At 64.4% G+C, this 20,551-nt stretch carries 21 protein-coding genes; 11 read left to right on the top strand and 10 right to left on the bottom strand.

The features are described 5' to 3' along the window. The 3 genes from ABMA59_RS01030 (at position 1) to ABMA59_RS01040 (ending at position 2,604) form a co-directional block, all read left to right on the top strand. Positions 1 to 705: a response regulator gene (locus ABMA59_RS01030; protein WP_349003431.1), complete on the top strand. Its 705-nt coding sequence runs from the start codon at positions 1 to 3 to the stop codon at positions 703 to 705. A 110-nt stretch (positions 706 to 815) separates the two neighbouring features. After that, a complete protein-coding gene (locus tag ABMA59_RS01035; RefSeq protein ID WP_349003432.1) occupies positions 816 to 1,082 on the top strand; it encodes a DUF6074 family protein in 267 nt (88 codons plus the stop codon). A 103-nt stretch (positions 1,083 to 1,185) separates the two neighbouring features. After that, entirely contained in the window at positions 1,186 to 2,604 is a 1,419-nt protein-coding gene (locus ABMA59_RS01040; protein ID WP_349003433.1) for an ATP-binding protein, read from the top strand. A gap of 34 nt (positions 2,605 to 2,638) precedes the next feature. On the opposite strand, the gene ABMA59_RS01045 is transcribed toward ABMA59_RS01040, so the two are convergent. Further along, complete coding sequence (locus ABMA59_RS01045; protein ID WP_349003434.1) at positions 2,639 to 3,154, bottom strand: GNAT family N-acetyltransferase; 516 nt, start codon at positions 3,152 to 3,154, stop codon at positions 2,639 to 2,641. Then, the gene (locus tag ABMA59_RS01050) at positions 3,151 to 3,429 is read right to left on the bottom strand and encodes a type II toxin-antitoxin system TacA family antitoxin (protein WP_349003435.1); all 279 of its coding nucleotides are present in this window, start codon (positions 3,427 to 3,429) and stop codon (positions 3,151 to 3,153) included. Before ABMA59_RS01050 ends, ABMA59_RS01045 begins: the two co-directional genes overlap by 4 nt. Positions 3,430 to 3,614: 185 nt before the next feature. Here ABMA59_RS01050 and ABMA59_RS01055 point away from each other — a divergent pair, with 185 nt between their 5' ends. Further along, a complete protein-coding gene (locus tag ABMA59_RS01055) occupies positions 3,615 to 4,685 on the top strand; it encodes a glycosyltransferase family 4 protein (protein WP_349003917.1) in 1,071 nt (356 codons plus the stop codon). Here the strand turns inward: ABMA59_RS01055 and ABMA59_RS01060 are convergent. After that, positions 4,679 to 5,863 carry a TMEM43 family protein gene (locus ABMA59_RS01060; protein WP_349003436.1) on the bottom strand — a complete coding sequence of 395 codons (1,185 nt, stop codon included), beginning with the start codon at positions 5,861 to 5,863 and terminating at the stop codon, positions 4,679 to 4,681. The genes ABMA59_RS01055 and ABMA59_RS01060 overlap by 7 nt on opposite strands. A gap of 179 nt (positions 5,864 to 6,042) precedes the next feature. Then, positions 6,043 to 7,104: a DNA topoisomerase IB gene (locus tag ABMA59_RS01065; RefSeq protein WP_349003437.1), complete on the bottom strand. Its 1,062-nt coding sequence runs from the start codon at positions 7,102 to 7,104 to the stop codon at positions 6,043 to 6,045. Positions 7,105 to 7,258: 154 nt separating this feature from the next. Between ABMA59_RS01065 and ABMA59_RS01070 the strand changes: the two genes are divergently transcribed. Continuing rightward, entirely contained in the window at positions 7,259 to 7,600 is a 342-nt protein-coding gene (locus ABMA59_RS01070) for a hypothetical protein (protein ID WP_349003438.1), read from the top strand. A 52-nt stretch (positions 7,601 to 7,652) separates the two neighbouring features. Here the strand turns inward: ABMA59_RS01070 and ABMA59_RS01075 are convergent, their stop codons facing one another. The 4 genes from ABMA59_RS01075 to ABMA59_RS01090 all read right to left on the bottom strand — a co-directional run bounded on the left by ABMA59_RS01075 (position 7,653) and on the right by ABMA59_RS01090 (position 9,998). Next, on the bottom strand, positions 7,653 to 8,012 hold the full coding sequence (locus ABMA59_RS01075) for a tRNA-binding protein (RefSeq protein WP_349003439.1): 360 nt from the start codon (positions 8,010 to 8,012) through the stop codon (positions 7,653 to 7,655). A 3-nt stretch (positions 8,013 to 8,015) separates the two neighbouring features. Beyond that, positions 8,016 to 8,516 carry a type III secretion system chaperone family protein gene (locus ABMA59_RS01080; protein ID WP_349003440.1) on the bottom strand — a complete coding sequence of 167 codons (501 nt, stop codon included), beginning with the start codon at positions 8,514 to 8,516 and terminating at the stop codon, positions 8,016 to 8,018. A gap of 316 nt (positions 8,517 to 8,832) precedes the next feature. Then, complete coding sequence (locus ABMA59_RS01085) at positions 8,833 to 9,177, bottom strand: accessory factor UbiK family protein (protein ID WP_349003441.1); 345 nt, start codon at positions 9,175 to 9,177, stop codon at positions 8,833 to 8,835. Positions 9,178 to 9,260: 83 nt separating this feature from the next. Further along, positions 9,261 to 9,998, bottom strand: a complete 738-nt coding sequence (locus tag ABMA59_RS01090; RefSeq protein ID WP_349003442.1) for an FkbM family methyltransferase — start codon at positions 9,996 to 9,998, stop codon at positions 9,261 to 9,263. Positions 9,999 to 10,021: 23 nt separating this feature from the next. On the opposite strand from ABMA59_RS01090, the gene lgt reads away from it, so the two are divergent. The 3 genes from lgt to ABMA59_RS01105 all read left to right on the top strand — a co-directional run bounded on the left by lgt (position 10,022) and on the right by ABMA59_RS01105 (position 13,479). After that, positions 10,022 to 10,873 carry a prolipoprotein diacylglyceryl transferase gene (lgt, locus tag ABMA59_RS01095; protein WP_349003443.1) on the top strand — a complete coding sequence of 284 codons (852 nt, stop codon included), beginning with the start codon at positions 10,022 to 10,024 and terminating at the stop codon, positions 10,871 to 10,873. After that, a complete protein-coding gene (locus tag ABMA59_RS01100; RefSeq protein WP_349003444.1) occupies positions 10,870 to 11,955 on the top strand; it encodes a class I SAM-dependent methyltransferase in 1,086 nt (361 codons plus the stop codon). The genes lgt and ABMA59_RS01100 overlap by 4 nt, the downstream gene beginning before the upstream one ends. A 720-nt stretch (positions 11,956 to 12,675) precedes the next feature. Next, on the top strand, positions 12,676 to 13,479 hold the full coding sequence (locus ABMA59_RS01105) for a DUF2189 domain-containing protein (RefSeq protein ID WP_349003445.1): 804 nt from the start codon (positions 12,676 to 12,678) through the stop codon (positions 13,477 to 13,479). Between the two features lie 213 nt (positions 13,480 to 13,692). On the opposite strand, the gene ABMA59_RS01110 is transcribed toward ABMA59_RS01105, so the two are convergent. Continuing rightward, positions 13,693 to 14,907: a polyhydroxyalkanoate depolymerase gene (locus tag ABMA59_RS01110; RefSeq protein ID WP_349003446.1), complete on the bottom strand. Its 1,215-nt coding sequence runs from the start codon at positions 14,905 to 14,907 to the stop codon at positions 13,693 to 13,695. A 114-nt stretch (positions 14,908 to 15,021) separates the two neighbouring features. On the opposite strand from ABMA59_RS01110, the gene ABMA59_RS01115 reads away from it, so the two are divergent. Together ABMA59_RS01115 and ABMA59_RS01120 are read left to right on the top strand one after the other, a co-directional pair. Next, positions 15,022 to 15,675, top strand: a complete 654-nt coding sequence (locus ABMA59_RS01115; RefSeq protein ID WP_349003447.1) for a glutathione S-transferase — start codon at positions 15,022 to 15,024, stop codon at positions 15,673 to 15,675. Between the two features lie 250 nt (positions 15,676 to 15,925). Then, positions 15,926 to 16,174: a hypothetical protein gene (locus ABMA59_RS01120; RefSeq protein WP_349003448.1), complete on the top strand. Its 249-nt coding sequence runs from the start codon at positions 15,926 to 15,928 to the stop codon at positions 16,172 to 16,174. Positions 16,175 to 16,241: 67 nt separating this feature from the next. Here the strand turns inward: ABMA59_RS01120 and uvrB are convergent, their stop codons facing one another. Beyond that, on the bottom strand, positions 16,242 to 19,373 hold the full coding sequence (uvrB, locus tag ABMA59_RS01125) for an excinuclease ABC subunit UvrB (RefSeq protein WP_349003449.1): 3,132 nt from the start codon (positions 19,371 to 19,373) through the stop codon (positions 16,242 to 16,244). A gap of 189 nt (positions 19,374 to 19,562) precedes the next feature. Between uvrB and ABMA59_RS01130 the strand changes: the two genes are divergently transcribed. Beyond that, positions 19,563 to 20,543, top strand: a complete 981-nt coding sequence (locus ABMA59_RS01130) for a DUF3137 domain-containing protein (RefSeq protein ID WP_349003450.1) — start codon at positions 19,563 to 19,565, stop codon at positions 20,541 to 20,543. Positions 20,544 to 20,551: the final 8 nt, after the last annotated feature.

The raw sequence follows: 20,551 nt of genomic DNA on the forward strand, positions 1-20,551 counted from the left end.
ATGGCCGATATTTCTTCCGCACCGGACGACGACGCGCCGCACCTTCTGGTGATCGACGACGACACCCGTATCCGCAACCTGCTCAAGCAATACCTCACCGAGAACGGCTTCCGCATCACGGTGGCCGGCAATGCCGACGAGGCGCGGCGGCAGTTGAAGGGGCTCGACTTCGACCTGCTCATCCTCGACGTGATGATGCCCGGCGAGACCGGCGTCGACCTCACCAGGTCGCTGCGGGCGGAAAAGACCGTACCCATCCTCATGCTGACGGCGCTGTCGGAAACCGACAGCCGCATAGCCGGGCTGGAAGCCGGCGCCGACGACTATCTGCCGAAACCGTTCGACCCGCGCGAATTGATCCTGCGCATCAACAACATCCTGCGCCGCGGCGCTCCCGCCGCCACGCCCAAGCTCGAGCAACTGGTGTTCGGCCCTTACACGTTCCAGATCGCCCGGCGCGAACTCAAGAAGGGTGGCGAGCCACTGAAGCTCACCGACCGCGAGCAGGAGATCCTGGCGATCTTCGCCTCACGCGCCGGCGAGACCATCCCGCGCCATGAACTGGTGGCAGGCGAGGCCGATGTCAGCGAACGGACGATCGACGTGCAGATCAACCGCCTACGCCGCAAGATCGAGCGCGATCCGGCCAATCCGATCTGGCTGCAGACGGTGCGCGGCGTCGGCTACCGGCTGAGCGTCGAATAGGCTCGTCCGGTACGGCAAGCCGCGCCATTAAGCATTTGTTTGAACCCACCAATCAGTCTTGCGCCGCGGCCGGTCGTGATTCGCCGCGCGTAGGGGAGTGGGGATTTTTCATGCATGATCAATCGGCGCGGCTGCTCGGCTTTCCGATCGACCGGCGCGTGGCGCTGGTGCGCCGCACGGCGGCGGAGCTGTCGGGGCTGAACGGCGAGGCCGCGAACGGTTACTGGCGGACGAGGGCGCGCACACTGTTGCAGGACCTCGTCGAACAGGGACGCGACATGGAAACGGCGCGCCGCGAGGTGCTGCGTTTCTTCGAGGCGGTGCAGGGCGAATTGCGCAAGGAAACGGCCGAGCGGCGGTCGATCGTGACGGCGTGACTTCGACGATTCCGCCTGTTCGACGCAAGGCGGTTCCCTCCCATAGCCATCCGCACTAAAATAGAAGCAGGCCGGCAGTCAGCCGGCGCGCGGAAACGAGGCGATGGCGACTTCGGAGGCCGAACGGACGGTTCTTGCTGGCTGGCGCTTTCGCGCCGGGCGCCTCTATGGCCGCGTGCGCCATCATTGGGAATGCCTGGTGTGGCGGCCGATCTCGCGCTACCTGCCGAAGCGTCTCTATTCGCGTTCGCTGATCATCGTCATCGCGCCGATGATCATCTTGCAGTCGGTGGTCACGCTGGTGTTCATGGAACGCCACTGGCAGATGGTGACGCAGCGCCTGTCGACGGCGGTGGTGCGCGACATCGCCGCCATCATCGACCTGACCGAGACCTTGCCGCAATCCGGCGGCGACTATTCGCAGCTCTCCCGCATCGCGCAGGACCGGCTGGATATGAAGATCGACATATTGCCGCCCGAGCCGCTGCCGCCGCCCGGGCCGAAGCCGTTCTTCTCGATCCTCGACCAGGCGCTCTCGGAAGAGATCAAGGACCAGATCAACCGGCCGTTCTGGATCGACACCGTGGGCGATTCGAAGATCGTCGAGGTGCGCATCCAGCTTGACCACAACGTGCTGCGCGTCTTCGTGCGCCGCAACCAGGCCTATGCCTCCAACTCGCATATCTTCCTGGTCTGGATGGTCGGCACGTCGCTGCTTTTGCTCGGCATCGCCATTCCGTTCCTGCGCAACCAGGTCAAGCCGATCACCCAGCTCGCGGAGGCCGCCGAGAGTTTCGGCAAGGGACGGCCGATGCCGCCGGATTTCCGGCCGCGCGGCGCGGAAGAGGTGCGGCGCGCCGGCCACGCCTTCATCCAGATGCGCGAGCGCATTGAGCGGCAGATCGAGCAGCGCACGGCAATGCTCACCGGCGTCAGCCACGATCTCAGGACCATCCTCACGCGCTTCAAGCTGCAACTGGCGCTGAGCGGCCGCAAGGCGGACGTGGAGGCGCTGAACCAGGACGTCAACGACATGCAGGCGATGCTCGAAGGCTATCTGTCCTTCGCGCGCGGCGAGGCGCTGGAGGATCCCGGCCGCTTCGACCTCGCCGCCTATTTCGACAAACTCGGCGACGAGGCCAAACTGCGCAAGCGCAAGCTGACGACGACGCTGGCGGGAGCGACCGACATCCATGTCCGGCCCAACGCCTTCGGGCGGCTGCTCTCCAACCTGACCGGCAACGCCTTCCGCTACGCCAAGAACATCGACGTCAAGTCGACGCATACGCGCGGCATGCTGCGCGTGGTCATCGACGACGACGGCCCGGGCATACCCGCCGACAAGCGCGAGGAGGTGTTCAAGCCCTTCGTGCGGCTGGACAATGCCCGCAACCTCGATTCCAGCGGCACGGGGCTCGGCCTGTCGATCGCCCGCGACATCGCCCGCGGCCACGGCGGCGACATCTGGCTGGAAGACAGCCCGCTCGGAGGGCTGCGCGTCATCCTGCGGGTGCCGGCGTGAGGAGACGCTTTTCCGCGCCCTGACGGATGTGGGATTATTTCGTCAGAAGCAGCCTGAGCGTGGCGAAGGGCAGTACGAGCGAGAGTGGTGCATCATCGAGGCGGGTTGCCCCGTAGCGTTCATACCAGTGGGCAGCCCTCTCGTCCTTGGCGTCGATGAGGAGTGCGACGCCGCCTACTTCCACAGCGACGGCCATACAACGCTTTCCTGCGGCCAGCAGCAATCTGCCACCGAGACCGCGACCTTGCACCGAGCGGTCGACGGCCAGACGCCCCAGGCGGTAGACGGGAACCTCGTAGCGGCCGAGGCCACGCTTCGCTGTAGCCGGTGCGCGGTCGTAAGCAAGTGAGGCGGGACTAAGCGAATAGAAGCCCAGCACGTCTTTGGGAGCTTCGGCAGTCGCGGCAACAAATGTCTTCGCGCCGCCGCTTTCATGACTCTGACGGGCGTAGCGGGCAAGCCAGGAGTCGAGTTCATCGTCTCCGCAGTCGAAGCCCGCTCGATCATGCTCGCGGCTGATCGGACTCTCGTTCCATGCGATGGGCGTCACTTGAGTGTATTGCCGGCCTTGGCGGCGCGGATAAGGTGCTCCGTCGGGGCAGGCGGATTTTCCAGAAGATCAAGGACACGTAACATATCGCGTTCGGAAAGCACGACACGCTCGGCGCGCTCGACAACGGCCTGAGCTTCCGGCAACACGGTCCGCAAGATGAACCCTGTCAGGTCAAGATGTTCGAGCGCGGCAGCTCGGGCGATAATCGCCTTCTGCTCGGGTGGAATGCGTAGTTCGATACGGCTTGATGTATCGCTAAGGGCGCGGGTCATGCTAATTCTCCTGCCACAAACATAGCGTACGGATTATTTCCGTACAAGGGATATCGAGCATAGAGAGCTCTTACGGGAGAGCCTCAGTCGACGTCTCGGCCCGTCATCCGGCTGTCATCGAATCCGCACATATGGCCGGCATGCGATCGCCTGCTGTGCATGATGCCAATGCCGGGACGGAGCCGATGGAGGATATCGGTCCCGGCTACAGCCGCATCCTCATCGTCACCGACGCCTGGCATCCGCAGGTCAACGGCGTGGTGCGCACCTTGCAGCATCTCGGCGACAATCTCGTCGCGATGGGACAGACGGTGGAATTCCTCACCCCGCAGGAATTCCGCACCATCCCCATGCCGTCCTATCCCGACATCAGGCTGGCGCTTGCCATGCCTTGGCAGGTGGCGAAAAGGATCGAGGCGTTCCAGCCTGATCACGTCCATATCTCCACCGAGGGACCGCTCGGCCTGCTTGCCCGGCGCCATTGCCTGAAGCGCGGCTACGTCTTCACCACCAGCTATCACACGCGCTTCCCCGAATATGTCAGGGCGCGCGTGCCGATCCCGGAAAGCTGGATCTATCGGCGGCTGCGGCGTTTTCACAATTCGGGCGCGGGCACGCTCGTGGCGACGCCGTCGCTGGCTAGGGAGTTGACCGAGCGCGGTTTCGAGCACGTACGGCTGTGGACGCGCGGCGTCGACACGGATTTCTACCGGCCGGATCGCAAGCCGGTGCTCGACCTGCCGCGACCGATCTTCCTTTCCGTCGGGCGCGTCGCCGTGGAGAAGAACCTGCCGGCTTTCCTCGACCTCGACCTGCCGGGCAGCAAGGTCGTGGTCGGCGACGGGCCGGCGCTGGCTTCGCTGCGGGAGCGGTATCCGGAGGCGCATTTCCTCGGCATGCATACCGGCAAAGCGCTGGCCCACATCTATGCCTCGTGCGACGTGTTCGTCTTCCCCAGCCGCACCGATACATTCGGCATCGTGCTTCTGGAGGCGCTGGCCAGCGGCCTGCCGGTCGCGGCCTACGACGTCACCGGGCCGGCGGACGTCTTCGCCGACGGTGTCGGCGGCGCGCTGTCCCAGGATCTCCGCGAAGCGGCCATGGCGGCTCTGAACATCGACCGCGACGCCGCGCGCCAGAAGGCCACGACCTACAGCTGGGCGGCCTGCGCGGCGATGTTCATGCGGCATGTGCGCGCCGCCCATGTCGAGCAGCCGACCGCGCTGCCCGCCGGCGAGGCCGCGCCTTCCTACTGAGCCGCCGCGGGCGCCGGGGCAGGCGCCGGTCCCTTGGCTCTCCCCAGGCGCGACAGGAGATAGGCAACGCCGAACGCGATCGCGACCAGCACGATCGACAGCAGCGGCCGATACCAGAACCAGGCGACGGCGATCGTCGCGACGCCCACGAGCAGGGCAGCGACGAAGGCGAGCACGCCTGTGCCCAGCCGCACGATGCTGCCGAGGAACGGTATTACGTCGGCGATCACGCCCAGCGGTCCGAGCAGGAGCGCGAAGCCGATGAACATCACGACAAGGCCGACGGCGCGCGCGATCCAGGTCAGGATGGTGTTTTCCGTCACCGCCTCGGCGAACATTTTTTCGGCAGGCACCAGACCGGCATCGACCATCAGCAGGTCGCGGCCGGCCTTCGTCGCATAGGGTTCGAAGCGGCTGCCCACCTGCTTGCCGATGATGCTGAGGTCGCCGGCGGGTACGACGGTGTAACTGATGCGGTAGTCGCCGACCGCGGGCGAGGCGGGATTGCGGCCGAGATAGATGCGGCCGTCGACGATGCCGACCTTGGCCGTTCCCTGGAAGGCCGACTGGACGGCCGAAAGCTGGTCGGGCCTGAGCGTCAATCTCTCGTCGCCGCCGACGAGATCGAGCACCGGCCGATCGAGCGTGAAGGCGCCGAGCGTGGCTTGCGGCACCTGATAGCTGCGGTCGCGAATTTCCATCGACGGGTTCGAATGTCCGGAGGGCTGCTTGAAACCGGACGAATCGATCGGCCGGTCCGACCAGTCCTTGGCATAGGTATAGGTGGTGACCGTCTCTTCGCCGCCGCCCAGCTTGGTCTTGGTCTCGGACTTCGAATCCTGCTTCCATTGGTACATTTCGGCGGAACGCTCCAGCCGCAGGCCAGGCGCGGAAATGCCGAAGTCGGGATCGGCCGGCGTCGTGTCCGTCGCAACCTTGCCGCCGACATGCACGAGTTTTCCGTCATTGCCCCGATCGGCCGCATCGGGCTGGATCGAGACGACGAGGCCGGCACCCTCGGCCAAAGCCTTGGCCGTCGTCACCGCGCGGCCTTCGTTCCAGAACAGCAGGATGATCATCCCGATGACCAGCAACAAGCCGATCAGCACGCCGCCGATCGAGCGGCCGATGCGGCCGAACCACGAGGTGGACGTCACTTCCCGGAACGAATCGCTCATACTTGCCCCCAAGCGCGATTTTCAGCGCATATCGGGCATTTTTAGCCGGGAAGCAATGCGGATGCGCCGGCTGGTCCCTCGTTTGATACCAAGGGTCATTTGCCTTGACCGTCCGCGCCTCAAACGGTCAAGACACCGGTATGAATGGGTCGGCAGGGCAGGGTGCGGGCGGAGCCAAGCTATCCCGCCGCGAGCCAAGCCCGCACCATCGCCTCCTCCTCGTCCAGACCTTCCGGCACCTTGCGGCGGGAGCGGCGCGCTTGCGCCAGTTCTTCTGCCAGCCGCCCTTCCTCCCAACTCACCAGCACGCGGGGATGGATGTAGCAGGCGCGGCAGACGGCGCGTGTGTTGCCGAGCCGTGCCGCCACCACGTCGATCACGCTGTTCATGATGCGCTTGCGCGTCGCCTTTGCCTCCGGCACCGGCGTTTCGGAAAACAGCGAGGCGGCGTGGATGGTGCCGCCCCATGTGCGGAAATGTTTGGAGGTGAAATCCTGGCCGCAGGCCGCGCGGATATAGTCGTTGATGTCCTGCGAACCCAGCTTCCGGCGTTCGCCGTCGGCATCCACATACTGGAACAGTTGCTGGCCCGGCAGTTCCTGCACAAGCCTTATGATCTTCGCCATGCGGCGGTCGACCAACTGGATGCGCCATTCCTTGTTCGACTTGCCCTTGAACGCGAAGCGCAGCCGCGAGCCCTCCACCGCCACATGACGGTTCTTCAAGGTGGTCAGCCCGAAACTCTTGTTGTCGCGGGCATAGGCCGCGTTGCCGACCCGGATCATGGTGTTGTCGAGCAGCCAGACGATCGAGGCGATGACCTTTTCGCGCGGCAGGTTGTGACGGCGCAGATCCGCATCGACTTGGGCGCGCAGTTCCGGCAGCGCATCGGCGAAGGCGAAGAGGCTGGAGAATTTCGCCTCGTCGCGGCACAGCGACCAGCGCTCGTGGTAGCGGTATTGCTTGCGGCCCTTGGCGTCGCGCCCGGTCGCCTGGATGTGGCCTTTCCCGCTTGGAGCGATCCAGACATCGGTCCACGCAGGAGGGATCGCCAGATATTTGATGCGGTCGAGCGTTTTCGCGTCCGACACCGTCCCGCCCCTGGCATCCCGGTAGGAAAAGCCTTTTCCGGCACGCCGCCGCACTATGCCCGGTTGCTCGTCGCTTACATAGACCAGCGAGGCCTCTTTTGCCGCGTCCGCCGGCTCGGGCCACAAGCCTTCCTCCACCCGCTTCAACATGACTGCTCCCTGCATATCCTGGGTGGACAACAAATCGCCGTGCATGAAAGTTGTTCCGCGAGGCTGACCGCTGGCCGCGGCATTGGCCCATTCGGCACGCATCCGGCTTCCCGCGCCTTGCGTATATCGCCCGTGAAGGTTCGCGAGAAAGCTCATGCCCGACGCCGACGACGAAATCGACCTGGTCTGTCCGCAGGCGGTGGCCGACAATGCGGCGCGCGGCCTTGCCTACCGCGAGAAATTCGGCCGGGGCGGCACCGAGATCGGGGTCGGCCGGGCGCGCGAACTTGTCGCGCGGCGTGCCGTGGCGCCCTCGGTGATCCGCCGCATGGTCAGCTACTTCGCCCGCCACGAGGTCGACAAGCGGGCCAAGAATTTCGGCAACGACGCCAATCCATCCGCCGGCTACATCGCCTGGCTGCTATGGGGCGGCGATGAGGGCAGGGCGTGGGCGCTGGAGTTGAAAAAGAAGATCGGCAACGCGCCCGATATCTGAGTTTTCAGCCGGTACAGACAACCCAAAAGCTGCCCGCACAGTCTGCCGGCCCTCAGAAAAGCCGGCCGCCGTCCGGCACTTTTCGCTCGATGGCGCCGAGCACGACCGCGCCTTCCTCATCCGGAAAGCCCAGCGTCAGCACTTCCGACATGAACTTGCCGATCTGGCGCGGCGGAAAGTTCACCACCGCGAAGATCTGCCGGCCGACAAGCGTCTCGGGCGCATAATATTTGGTGATCTGCGCCGAGGAACGTTTCACCCCGATGCCGGGTCCAAAATCGATCTTCAGTTTGATCGCCGGTTTTCGCGCTTCCGGATAGGGTTCCGCTTCGACGATGGTGCCGGCGCGAATGTCGACCTTGTCGAAATCCGCGAAGGAAATCTCCGGCTTCACCGGTCCCAATTCATGCATGTCTCAGGCGTTGCCTTGCGTCTCGAACAGCACGCCGGCCAGCGCGTCCTTGGCCGAGGTTCCTGACCAGACGACGAACTGGAACGCCTGGAAATAACACTCGCAGGCTTCCAGCGCGCTGGAAAGCAGCACCTCGACCTGCTGGCTGGACGGCTCGACGCCGCCGGCGAGCAGCAGCGACTGGCGGAACATGATGGCGCCTTCCTGCTCCCACAGATCGAAATGGCCGAACAGAAGCTGCTCGTTGATCAGCGACAGCAGCCGCATGACCTCCAGCGTGCGCGCCTCCGGCACCTTGATGTCGAAGGCGCAGGCGAGATGCAGCGCCTCGAAATCCTCCATCCAGGAGAAGGAGACATGATAGTCGGTCCAGCTTCCGACGACCGAGATCGCGATCTCGTCGTCGCCGGTGCGCTCGAAGGCCCAGTCGTTGTTGTGCGCGACCTGCTCGATCACATCGACCGGGTGGATGTCGCGTGCGATGTCGAGTTCGACCAGTTCCATAAGGCCAATCCTGTCGTTCCCCGCGCGCCGGGAGTCCGGCAACGGCTGGATGCGGGCGATCTTCGTCCCTGAACAGTCCGGAATGATACGCCGGCGCAATTTGACCGACGCCGTGCCCTTTCTGCCGGCGCATGACCCCGTCCCGAATCATGCAGTAAATTCAGTGTATTGATCACGAGTCCCGTGACCAGTCCCTTTTTTGGAGGAGGGCGGGTAGCCTGTGGAAAGCGGCCGCGAAAAAGATTCACGCAATCCGCATAAGCGATTCAGGCGAAAGCGCTTTTTTGACGAGTCGGCTGTGGAAAATTTTAACGAATTATTTTTGGGGATCGGTCTTGGCGGAGCGTCTTGTCCGGCCCTTCGGTTCGTCCAGCGGCTCCTCGCCGGGGATTTTGCCGGCGTCGGCCTCCAAAATCGCAAGCCTCGCCTCCAGCGCGTCGATCCGGGCCGCCAGCTTCTTGTTTTCGGCGCGGGCCTTGACCGCCATATCGCGCGCCGCCTCGAACTCCTCGCGCTGCACCACGTCCATGGTGTTCAAGATCTTTTCCGCCTGGCCGCGGAAAGCCGTCTCGACCTCGCGGCGGACGCCTTGCGCGGCGCCAGCGGCGTCGGTCATCAGCTTGGCGAACTCGTCGAGGATGCGGTTCGGTCCGGTCGACATGGCGAAAAACCTCCGTTTCGTTCGACGTAATGATGCACAGGCACGAATGCAAGATTGCTACGGGAGACCGAGCGTTTCGGGTCTCACATCCAGTCGAGGTTGATGTTGGCGATGTTATTGGCCTGGATCCGGCTGCGGATCGCTTCGATGCGGCTGGCCAGTTCCGGTGAGAAGCGTTCATGCGTCTCGACGAAGATCTGGCCTATGCTTCGATGAATTCCGCTATCCAGCAGCGCTTCCAGAAGTTCGGCTTCGGCACCCTCGATGTCGACCTTGAGCAGCGCCACGGGTTCGCCGAGGTTCGCAATGAACGCGGGCAGGTCGACCACCTCCATCTCGGTCACAAGCCCGTCCGAGTGGGCCGGCTTTTTGACCAGGGACGAGCCCTCCGTTCTCCGGATGTCTCCGCCCGCGCCAGGCCGCTGGTAGAACTTCGCCTTTCGGTTGCTTGCCCCGACGGCCTTTTCGACGATCGTCACGCCTGGATCGCCGGCGAAGCGGTCCCTTAGTATCTTGATAGCAATGGAGTCAGGCTCGAAGGCGATGACGCGGAACCCTTTGCGCCGTATCAAATCGGTGGTGTCGCCGACATTCGCCCCGCAATCAATGCAAACCGACCCTTTGGGCAGTGTCCGGAGGTATTGGCGAAATTGGTAAATCGCGGCATGCCTCTTGGAGTGCTTTCGCTTTCTGTAGAAGTGCCATCGGAGCCAATTTTCCAGGTCGCTTTCCATACGCATTTCGCCATTATGGCATATCTCCCAAGCGATGCCACCGCCTGCCTTGACCGTGCCCCAACCCTGCATCATGGTCCGCGCCATTCCGAACCAGCCGCGAGACCATCTTGGCCGATTTCCTTCTCCTGCCGCTCGCGGCGCTGCCGTTTCCCAACATCGACCCGGTCATTGTCCGCCTCGGGCCGCTGGCGATTCACTGGTACGGCGTCGCCTACATCGTCGGCATCCTGTTCGGCTGGTGGTATTCGAAGCGGCTGGTTTCCGACGAGTGGCTGTGGGCCGGGGGCCAGCGCCCGATGCGTCCCGAGGACATCGACGATTTCCTCGTCTGGGCCGCCATCGGCATCGTGCTCGGCGGCCGCATCGGCTACGTGCTGTTCTACGATTTCGCCCGCTACCTGCAGAACCCGCTGGACGTATTTGCCGTCTGGCAGGGCGGCATGTCGTTCCACGGCGGTTTTGCCGGCACGACGCTGGCGATGATCCTGTTCGCGCGCTCGCGCGGCATCCGTGTCTGGACGATGTTCGACGTGATCGCCGCCGGCGTGCCGGTTGCGCTCGGCCTGGTGCGCGTCACCAATTTCATCAATTCGGAACTGTGGGGCAGGCCGACCGACGTGCCGTGGGCGATCGTCTTCCCGAACGGCGGTGCGGAACCACGCCATCCGAGCCAGCTCTACGAAGCCCTGCTGGAAGGGCTCGTGCTGTTCATCCTGCTGCGCATCCTCACGCATGTCTTCCTCAAGCTGAAAAGCCCAGGCTTCGTGGCCGGCGCCTTCGTGGCCTTCTATGGATGCGCCCGCATCTTCGTCGAGTTCTTCCGCGAGCCGGACGCCCAGCTCGGCTACCTCGTCGGCGGCTGGCTCACCATGGGCATGGTGCTTTCGGTGCCGATGGTGCTTGCCGGCGCCTGGGCGATGGCGACGGCGCGGCGGACCGATGCGCCGCAGCCGGCATGACGGCGCTGAAGGAGCGCATCGCCGGCCTCATCCGGACGCTTGGGCCGATCAGCGTCGCGGAATATTTTTCGCTCTGCCTCTCCGACCCGGCACACGGCTATTACATGACGCGCGACCCGTTCGGGCGCGACGGCGACTTCACCACCGCGCCGGAAATCAGCCAGATCTTCGGCGAGCTGATCGGCGTGTGGCTGGCGACGGCATGGCGGGCGCTCGGACGGCCGGACCACCCGATTGTCGCCGAGATCGGGCCGGGGCGCGGCACGCTCGCCAAGGACATCTTTCGCACGCTGGCCAAGCTTGAACCGGGCTTGTGTGACGCCGCCCGTTTCAATCTGGTCGAAACCAGCCCGAAACTCGTTGCGGTGCAAGAAAGAACGCTGGAAGGCGCCGGCAGCCGTTTCGGCTGGGTGAGGGGCGTCGAGCACCTGCCGGACGGGCCGCTGCTCATCGTCGGCAACGAACTCTTCGATGCCATACCCACGCGGCAATATGTCAGGGCCGGCGGCGCCTGGCGCGAGCGGATGATCGGGCTGGACATGGCCGATCGGCTCGAATTCGTGGCCGGCGCCGGTTCGCTCGACCCGTCGCTGCTGCCCCCAGGCGCCGGCGCGGCCGGGGACGGCACGATCTTCGAGGCCGCGCCGGCGCGCACGGCCCTGATGCATATCGTCGCCGAGCGCATCGCCGAAAACGGCGGGGCGGGACTGTTCATCGACTACGGCCATCTTTCGCCGGGCCTTGGCGATACGCTGCAGGCGGTCCGCAAACACCGGCCGGAGGACGTGCTGGAAAATCCGGGCGAGGCGGACCTCACCTCGCATGTGGACTTTTCCGCGCTTGCCGAGACCGCCCGGGTCGCGGGGCTGGACGCGCATCTGACGACGCAAGGCGCGTTCCTGCTCGCCCTCGGCCTGCTCGAACGGGCAGGGGCGCTGGGTGCCAATGCCGGCGAAGCGGAACGCGACGAGATCCGCGCCGCTGTGGAGCGCCTTGCCGGCCCGGACCAGATGGGCGACCTGTTCAAGGTTTTGGCGATCCTGCCGCGTGGCGTTTCCGTGCGACCGTTCGGGCATGAATAGCCGTTCCCGGAAAAGGGGATGAAACCGCGCTTAATTTTTTACAATCCGATTCCGGATTTCCTATCAAGTCATTGAAATATATATACTTTGTGAGAAGAGGCCATTTTCCGTTCGCTTTTCCTCCTGCAATCTCATCCCCGCTCGTTCCGGCTCCTGCATAATGCGGTCATCGTCCTTGCGGGAACCGGGTCTAGAACCGGAGGCACGGGAGGGCGGCGGTGCCTTGGCGGTTGGGTGTGGTAGCCCGGCGGCCTTGGGCGCCCGGCAGGCCGGAGTTCCGGGGCGAACGCGAATGTTCGGCCTGGATGCGGAAAACCGCGCGGACAGCTCTGAGGCGAACAGCAGGTCTTACCATCGGGACCCGACTCACTGCGAGACCGTATGACCGGCCGAAAGCGGCGCAGAAACCGGCGGGGCGCGAGACAACCGCGCCACGTAGTTCCATTTTATTCCAGAGGCTCGGCCTCGCGCCCCGCTTCCCGACTCTCTTCAATGGCCAGGGCCGAAAGGCAGCGTGGCGCCGATGAGGTTTGGCCCGGCTTGCCGTACCGCCTTGTGCCGCCAAGCTCCCGCATTCGTGAGGGACCCCTCCACAAATGGCTGCGAAAATTCCGGCAATCGCGCTATAGTATCCATCATAGGTCGCGTTCGATGTGGCCGACCGACCTCTGCACGGCCCGCCGTGACGCGACCGATCCGAACCTGACAGGAGGAACGGTCATGGCGAGTTTTCATGTCATCGCGGGCGCGGACGACAGGATCGTCCGTCCCGGCATCCGGAAAATCGGCTTTGCCGACCTCACCGACGCGCTGCGGCGCGGCTTCGACGATTTCATGGCGAAGCCGTCGCATATCATGTTCATCTGCATCGTCTATCCGCTGGTCGGTGTCGTGCTGGCGGCGTGGACCTCGGGTGGCGGCGCGCTGCAGATGCTGTTCCCGCTGATGTCAGGCTTCGCGCTCATCGGCCCGTTCGCCGGAATCGGTCTCTACGAGATCAGCCGGCGCCGGGAGGCCGGGCTCGACACGTCATGGCATCATGCCTTCGACGTGCGCCTCTCGCCCGCCGTGCCGGCCATTATTGCCGTCGGCTTCTTCCTGTTCGCCGTATTCATCGCCTGGCTGCTGGCGGCGCGCGCCATCTATATCTCGATCTATGGCGACGTGGCGCCGGCCTCGCTGACGACATTCGTCTCCGATGTGCTGACGACGTCGCAAGGCTGGCAGCTCATAATTTTCGGCGGTCTGGTCGGCTTCGTGTTCGCGGTCGTGGTGCTGTGCACCACGGTCATCGCCTTCCCCCTGCTGCTCGACCGTGACGTCGGTGCCTATGAGGCGATGGCAACCTCGGTCAGGGCAGTCGCCGCCAATCCGGTCGCCATGGCCGGCTGGGGCCTGATCGTCGCCGTGCTGCTCGCCATCGGCTCGATACCGGTCTTCGCCGGTCTGATCATCGTCATCCCGGTGCTCGCCCACGCGACCTGGCATCTCTACAGAAAGGTGGTCGAGCCGCCGCTTGGGTGACGCGCCCTTACCCTCCCCCTTGCGGGGTCCGAAGGACGGCGAAACCCGTGGCTCGCCCCGAGCGAACGGTGGGAGCGAAAGGGAAACCGCGAGACGGGAGAGATACTCTCAGGATGGAGCACTGCCGCACTGACTCCACCCCGCCGAGCAACCCGCTCGTGCCGAGCGGGTTGCTCGGCGAGCCTCCCCGCAAGGGGGAGGGTTAAACGCCAATCATTCCATCGCCAAAATCATGTTCCGCACCACCGGATAGATCTCGCGTTCCCAGCGTTTGCCGCTGAACACGCCGTAGTGGCCGACATTGGCCTGCAAGTGATGGCGTTTGAGATGCGGGCGCAACGTTCGGCAGAGATCATGTGCCGCCGAGGTCTGGCCGAGCGCGCATATGTCGTCCCGGCCGCCCTCGACCGTCAACAGCGCGGTATGACGGATCGCACCCGGATCGACCTTGCGGCCGCGATAGGTGAAATCGCCCGTCGCGAGTTCGGCCTTGTGGAAGATGCGGTCGATGGTCTCGATGTAGAATTCTTCGGTGAGGTCCAGCACCGCGAAATATTCGTCGTAGAAGGTTTTGATTTTCTCGGCCTCTGCCGTCTCGCCCTTCGTTAAGTGCTCGAAAAGCTTCTTGTGCGCGGTGCGGTGGCGGTCGAGATTCATCGCCACGAAGGCTGTGAGCTGCAGGAAACCCGGATAGACGCGGCGTCCGCCGCCGGCATAACGCGCCGGCACGCGGGCGATCACCGAGCGCTGGAACCAGGCGAGCGATTTCGCCACCGCGAATTCGTTGACTTCCGTCGGGCTCTCGCGCGGGTCGATCGGCCCGGCCATGAGAGTCATCGACAGCGGCGTCGCCGGATGCTTGTCCTGCGACATGATCGCCACGGCAGCCAGCGCCTGCACGCAAGGCTGACACACCGCAAGGATATGGGCGCCGGGGCCGATGTGTTCGAGGAAACGGACAATGTAGTCGATATAATCCTCGACGCCGAAACTGCCGGCCTCGACCGGCACGTCGCGGGCGTTGGCCCAGTCGGTGATATAGACGTCGTGGTCGCGCAGCAGCGTCTCCACGGTGCCGCGCAGCAGCGTGGCGAAGTGGCCGGAAAGCGGTGCCACCACCAGCACGCGCGGTTGCGGTGTATCGATATCCTTGGAAAAATGCAGCAGCTTGCCGAAGGGCAGGTCGAGCGCCGTCTCGATCCTGACCGGCACGTCGCGGTTGCCGACCCGCACCGTGGCAATGGCGAAATCCGGCCTGATATGCGTCAGCTGGTATCGGGAAATCATCTCCAGCGCTGCCGCGAACCGGGCGCCGAGGCAATCGCCAAGACCCCAGAAGCCCGGGCCAGCCAAGGAACGCATGGTGTTGGCCAGCGACCGGATCGGCGCGATCAGGTCGTCCTGCATCTGGTAGGTCTGGTAGAGCATTTTCCGCCCCTCCCTGCAGAAGGTTCTATTGCAGTGCAAAAAAGCTAGTGCAAATTTTGCTGCATTGCGAGAGGATTGTGGAACGCATCCACCGACCGCATCGGCAGGCAAGTCATGACAGAAGCGACGCTCACCATCTCGTCGAAAAACTATTCCTCCTGGTCGCTGCGCGGCTGGCTGCTGTGCCGCATGGCAGGCCTCGATTTCGAGGAGCAGCGGGTCGATCTCGACGATCTCGAAGCGCGTCAGGAATTGCTGCTGCTGTCGCCCTCGGTGCTGGTGCCGCGTTTGACGCATGGCGACGTGACGGTGTGGGACACTTTGGCGATCGCCGAATATCTGGCCGAGATCGCGCCCGACGCAGGATTGCTGCCGGCCGACCGCGTGGCTCGCGCGCATTGCCGCGCCGTCTCGGGCGAGATGCATTCGGGTTTCCACAATCTGCGCTCGGCCCTGCCGATGAATTTGAAAGCCCGGCACAAGGCGTTCAAGATCTTTTCCGGTGCGCGTCCGGACGTCGAGCGGATCAAGGCGATCTGGAGCGAGTGCCTTTCCGCCTATGGCGGCCCTTATCTATTCGGCGCGCTGTCGGTGGCGGACGCCATGTATGCGCCGGTCTGCACCCGTTTCCGCACCTATGCCGTCGACCTCGACCCGGCGCTTTCCGCCTATTGCGAGCAGATTTTCGAGTGGCCGCTCCTGCGTGAATGGACAGAGGGCGCGCTTGCCGAACCCGATGAGATCGTGGAACTCGAAGTGGAGTTCTAAGAGTTTCCTCTGATTGGTGTCTCTAACGTTCGAGGTGCTCCTCCCCTTGACCTCAGAGACCCCAATCAGAGAGGACTCTGAGCGGCGGACAACCCTTCCGTGCCTTTTGCTATCAGAAACTGCATTGTAACAAAAAGTGATTTTAAAGGCCTTCCTGAATCCCGAATCACAGGGTTCCCTATGGGGAAGGCGGGCAATCACAGCCGCCGGGAGGAAACGCGACGCCGAACAAGCGGAAGGAGGCTCGGCCATGATCCGTTATCCGACTACACCGAAGAGCCTCGACGCCGATTCGATCGAGCGGGACATGGTGCTCGACCCGACGGAGCGCGCGGAAATCGAACGCGCCATCGAAGCCGTTTGCTGGGAACTCGGCTTTGACGCGATCCGCGACGAACGCCGGGCACGCATCGCCTCCGGCATAACCTCGACCTGGCGCAACGGGCGGCGGCTGCCGCTGAACCTCGTCAGTGCCGGATTGGACGCGGTAGGGGCATAGGTCTGCATCTGCCGATACGCGCGCGAATGTTGCTGGTCATCGTGACGAAGTGACCTGCCCGGCGTCGTCAATGCCCCGGCCGGCCGCTCTTCTTCGACCGTATTCCGCGCGCGCGTTCTTCCGCCGGGTCTTCATATGATCCTATCCCGATCTTCTCGCGCTTGACCGGCTTGACGCCTTCGACCGGCTTTTCCGTCCGGCGCACCGTCATTTCGTCCAGCGTGTTCTTGCGGAACAGCGATTTGCCGCCGTCGTCGGGAGTGCCGTAGTCGGCGCCATGCGCCTCGCTCGCGCTCTGCTTCTTGAACAGAGACCGCGAGACGGCGCCGGCAGGCGTCGGCATGTCGGTGCCCGGCCCCATGTCGTCGATCGACGGCTTTGCGAACAGCGACTTGCCCTTGGCCGGCGTGGCGTAGTCGCCGGCGCGGCCCATCTCGTCGAGGTCCGGCTTGCGGAACAGGTTGGGACGCGCGGCCTTTTCCGCAGCCTCGGCGGCGCGTGCCGCATCGAGTTTTCGGAACCGTTCCTGCTCCTCCGCTGTGCGGTGTTTGGCGACGCCCTTGTTGTGCTTGCCTTTCTGGCGCCCCGAGACAGGGCTGAGACCCTCGGCCTCGCGCGCCAGCGGGTCGTCGGCGATGGCGAGTTCGGTCTCGCGCAGGCGCTTGATCTCGTCGCGCAGGCGGGCGGCGCGCTCGAAATCGAGATCGGCCGCGGCGTTGCGCATCTCCTTCTCCAGATGTTCGAGATGCGCCTGCAGATTGTTGCCCATCATCGCGCCGCTGTCGGCGAAGCCGGAGATGTCGGGGCGCACGTGATCCTTCTCGTAGACCGAGTCCAGAATGTCCGAGATGCGCGACTTGACGCTCTCCGGCGTGATGCCGTTGGCCTCGTTCCAGGCCATCTGCTTCTCGCGGCGGCGGTTGGTCTCGGCCATCGCCCGCTCCATCGAGCCGGTGACATTGTCGGCGTAGAGGATCACCTTGCCGTCGACGTTGCGCGCCGCGCGGCCGATCGTCTGGATCAGCGATGTCTCCGAGCGCAGAAACCCTTCCTTGTCGGCATCGAGGATGGCGACGAAGCCGCATTCGGGAATGTCCAGACCCTCGCGCAGCAGGTTGATGCCGACCAGCACGTCAAAGGCGCCGAGGCGCAAGTCGCGCAGAATCTCGATGCGCTCCAGCGTGTCGATGTCGGAGTGCATGTAGCGGACGCGCACCCCGCGCTCATGCAGATATTCGGTCAGGTCCTCGGCCATGCGCTTGGTCAGCACGGTGACCAGGGTGCGATAGCCCTTGGCCGTTGTCTCCTGAATCTCGCCGACCACGTCGTCGACCTGGGTCTTGGCCGGGCGCACCTCGACCGGCGGGTCGATCAGGCCGGTCGGGCGGATGACCTGCTCGGCGAAGACGCCGCCGGATTGTTCCATCTCCCAGCCGCCCGGGGTCGCCGAGACGGCGACGGAGAGCGGACGCATGGCGTCCCATTCCTCGAAGCGCAGCGGCCGGTTGTCCATGCAGGAGGGCAGGCGGAACCCGTACTCCGCCAGTGTCGCCTTGCGGCGGAAGTCGCCGCGATACATGCCGCCGATCTGCGGCACGGTGACGTGGCTCTCGTCGATGAAGATCAGCGCGTTGTCGGGCACATATTCGAACAGGGTCGGCGGCGGATCGCCGGGCATCCGGCCGGTGAGATAGCGCGAATAGTTCTCGATGCCGGCGCAGGAACCGGTCGCCTCCAGCATTTCCAGGTCGAAGCGGCAGCGCTGCTCCAGCCGTTGCGCCTCCAGCAGGCGTCCAGCCTTTTCAAGCTCTTGCAGCCGGTGCTGCAATTCTTCCTTGATCGACTTGATGGCTTGATTCAACGTCGGGCGCGGCGTGACGTAGTGCGAGTTGGCGTAGATCTTCACGCTCTTCAGATCGCCCGTCTTGCCGCCGGTCAGCGGGTCGAACTCGGTGATCGACTCGATCTCGTCGCCGAACAAAGTGACACGCCAGGCGCGGTCCTCGAGGTGGGCGGGGAACAGTTCGATCGTGTCGCCGCGCACCCGGAACGAGCCGCGCACGAAATTGATGTCCTGGCGCTTGTATTGCTGGGCAACGAGGTCGGCGAGCAATTGCCGCTGGTCGATGCGGTCGCCGACCGTCATCTGGAACGTCATCGCCGTATAGGTCTCGACCGAGCCGATACCGTAGATGCAGGACACCGAGGCGACGATGATGACGTCGTCTCGCTCCAGCAGCGAGCGCGTGGCCGAGTGGCGCATGCGGTCGATCTGCTCGTTGATCGACGATTCCTTCTCGATATAGGTGTCGGTGCGCGGGACGTAGGCCTCCGGCTGATAATAGTCGTAGTAGGAGACGAAATACTCGACCGCGTTGTCGGGGAAGAATTTCTTGAACTCGGAGTAAAGCTGTGCCGCCAGCGTCTTGTTGGGCGCCAGAATCAGGGCGGGGCGCTGAGTCTCCTCGATCACCTTGGCCATGGTGAACGTCTTGCCGGAGCCGGTGACGCCGAGCAGCACCTGCGTGCGGTCGGCATTGTCGACGCCTTCGACCAGATCCTTGATCGCCGTCGGCTGGTCGCCGGCCGGCTCGAAGTCCGACACCATCTTGATGGCGATGCCGCCTTCCGACTTGTCGGGGCGGGCAGGGCGGTGCGGTGTCCAGATCTGGCCGTTCTTGTGCAACGGGTTGCCGCTCTCGATCAGAGCCGACAACGCTTCCACCGTGGCGGTCACGCCGGACTTCGGCAGCGCCTCGGCGTCTTCCAGGCTGATGTCGAGGCCGGGAATGGGATTGAGGCCGGCCGCCGCGCGCTCGCGGGCGCTCGCCGCGCCGCCCATCGACGTGCCGCGCGCGGTCTTGGTGGGCGCCGAGGAGCGTTCTGGGATTTTCTTAGCGCCTCCCTTTCCTTCCCCCCTTGAGGGGGAGGTGCCGCCGAAGGCGGCGGTGGAGGTCGCCTCGGCAGTGCTCGACGCCGCCTGCCTTCCGTCCCGCTCCGCCTCTCTCGAAATCTGCTCGGCCCATTCGGAAACCGAGCCGCTCAGCGGGGCGCCGGAAAACTCCGCCTGCGGCGCTTCCTCGAAGCCGCCGCGATGCAGGGGCTCGGATGCGTCGTGATAATCGGTCAGCGGGTTGCCACGCTTGCGGTAACCGTCGTCCTTCGCCGCCGGCGGCTTCTTGTCAGGTGATCTGGCCATGGGCCTAAATATGGGCGGAGTCCGTGTGAATGGGAAGAGCAGGCGTCGCCCCAACGCTTACCGAACCCGTGTTCCTGACAGTAGGGTGTCAGCATTTCGGGCAGCGGCGCGCGTTGTCGCGGCCGTCCGACCCGCTTGCAAAGCCCGCCGTGATCGCCAAAAGATGCCGGCCAGCGACGGAGCGCAATCATGGACGCACAGGAATTCCTGCCGGACGAGAAGGTCATCGCCTCGATCAGGCAGGACATCGCCGGTTACGAACGGGAGAGGGTATCGGCCCGCCGCAAGGTGCTTTGGCGGGTGCCGCTCTACCTCGCGCTGCTGGCCGCCGCTGTCCTGCTTCTCGCCTGGCTGTTCAACCGGTTCGCCGATCCGTTCGAGCAATGGACGTCGACCCCGCATGTCTTCCTTTACGTCGTCGGCGTCATCCTCGCCTTCGTCCTCTATTGGCGGGCGCGCAAGCCGGCCGCGGACCTGCAGCAATCGTTCCGCGCGAAGCTGCTGCCGATGGTCTTCGGCTTCATCGACAATCTGCGCTACGGCAAGGGGACAAGGCCGGAATCGTTCGACCGGCTGCCGCCGGAGACCGTGGGCGATTTCGATCGACAGACATTCGACGACGTGGTCGCCGGCACCTATCGCGGCTTCAGTTTCGAACTCTACGAGGCGACGCTGAAGGACAAGGTCGGCAAGGCCGAAACCACGCTGTTTCACGGCGTGGTCATGGCCTTCGAAATGGAGCAGCCGTTTCCGGGCCTGCTGGTGGCGACGCGCAAGGAGAACCATGTCGTCTCCTTCTTCCGCGGTCTCTTCGGCGCATCCGTCGATCAGATCGAGAGCGGCATTCCGGCCATCGACGAGAAATATGATTTTCGCACTGACAATGCCGAGGCGGCGCAGCCGCTGGTGAAGGGGCGGCTGGCGCAGGCGCTGCAATGGCTAGGAGAGGCCTGGCCAGGCGAGCCGGCGCGCGTGGCGTTGCGCGGCAATGACGGTTTTCTGCTGCTGCCGACGCCGAAGAATTTCTTCGAACTGCCACCCGCGTCGGTGGCGCTCGACTACAAGACGCATATCGAGCCGATCATCGCCGACATGGCCTCGCTGATCGCCACGGCGGCGCTGGTGCGAAAAGTCGGCAGCGCCGACGAGCAGGCGGCGCCCGACGCCTGAAGCTTCGG

The organism is Mesorhizobium yinganensis (assembly GCF_040081985.1).
GTDB classification, from domain to species: Bacteria; Pseudomonadota; Alphaproteobacteria; order Rhizobiales; family Rhizobiaceae; genus Kumtagia; species Kumtagia yinganensis.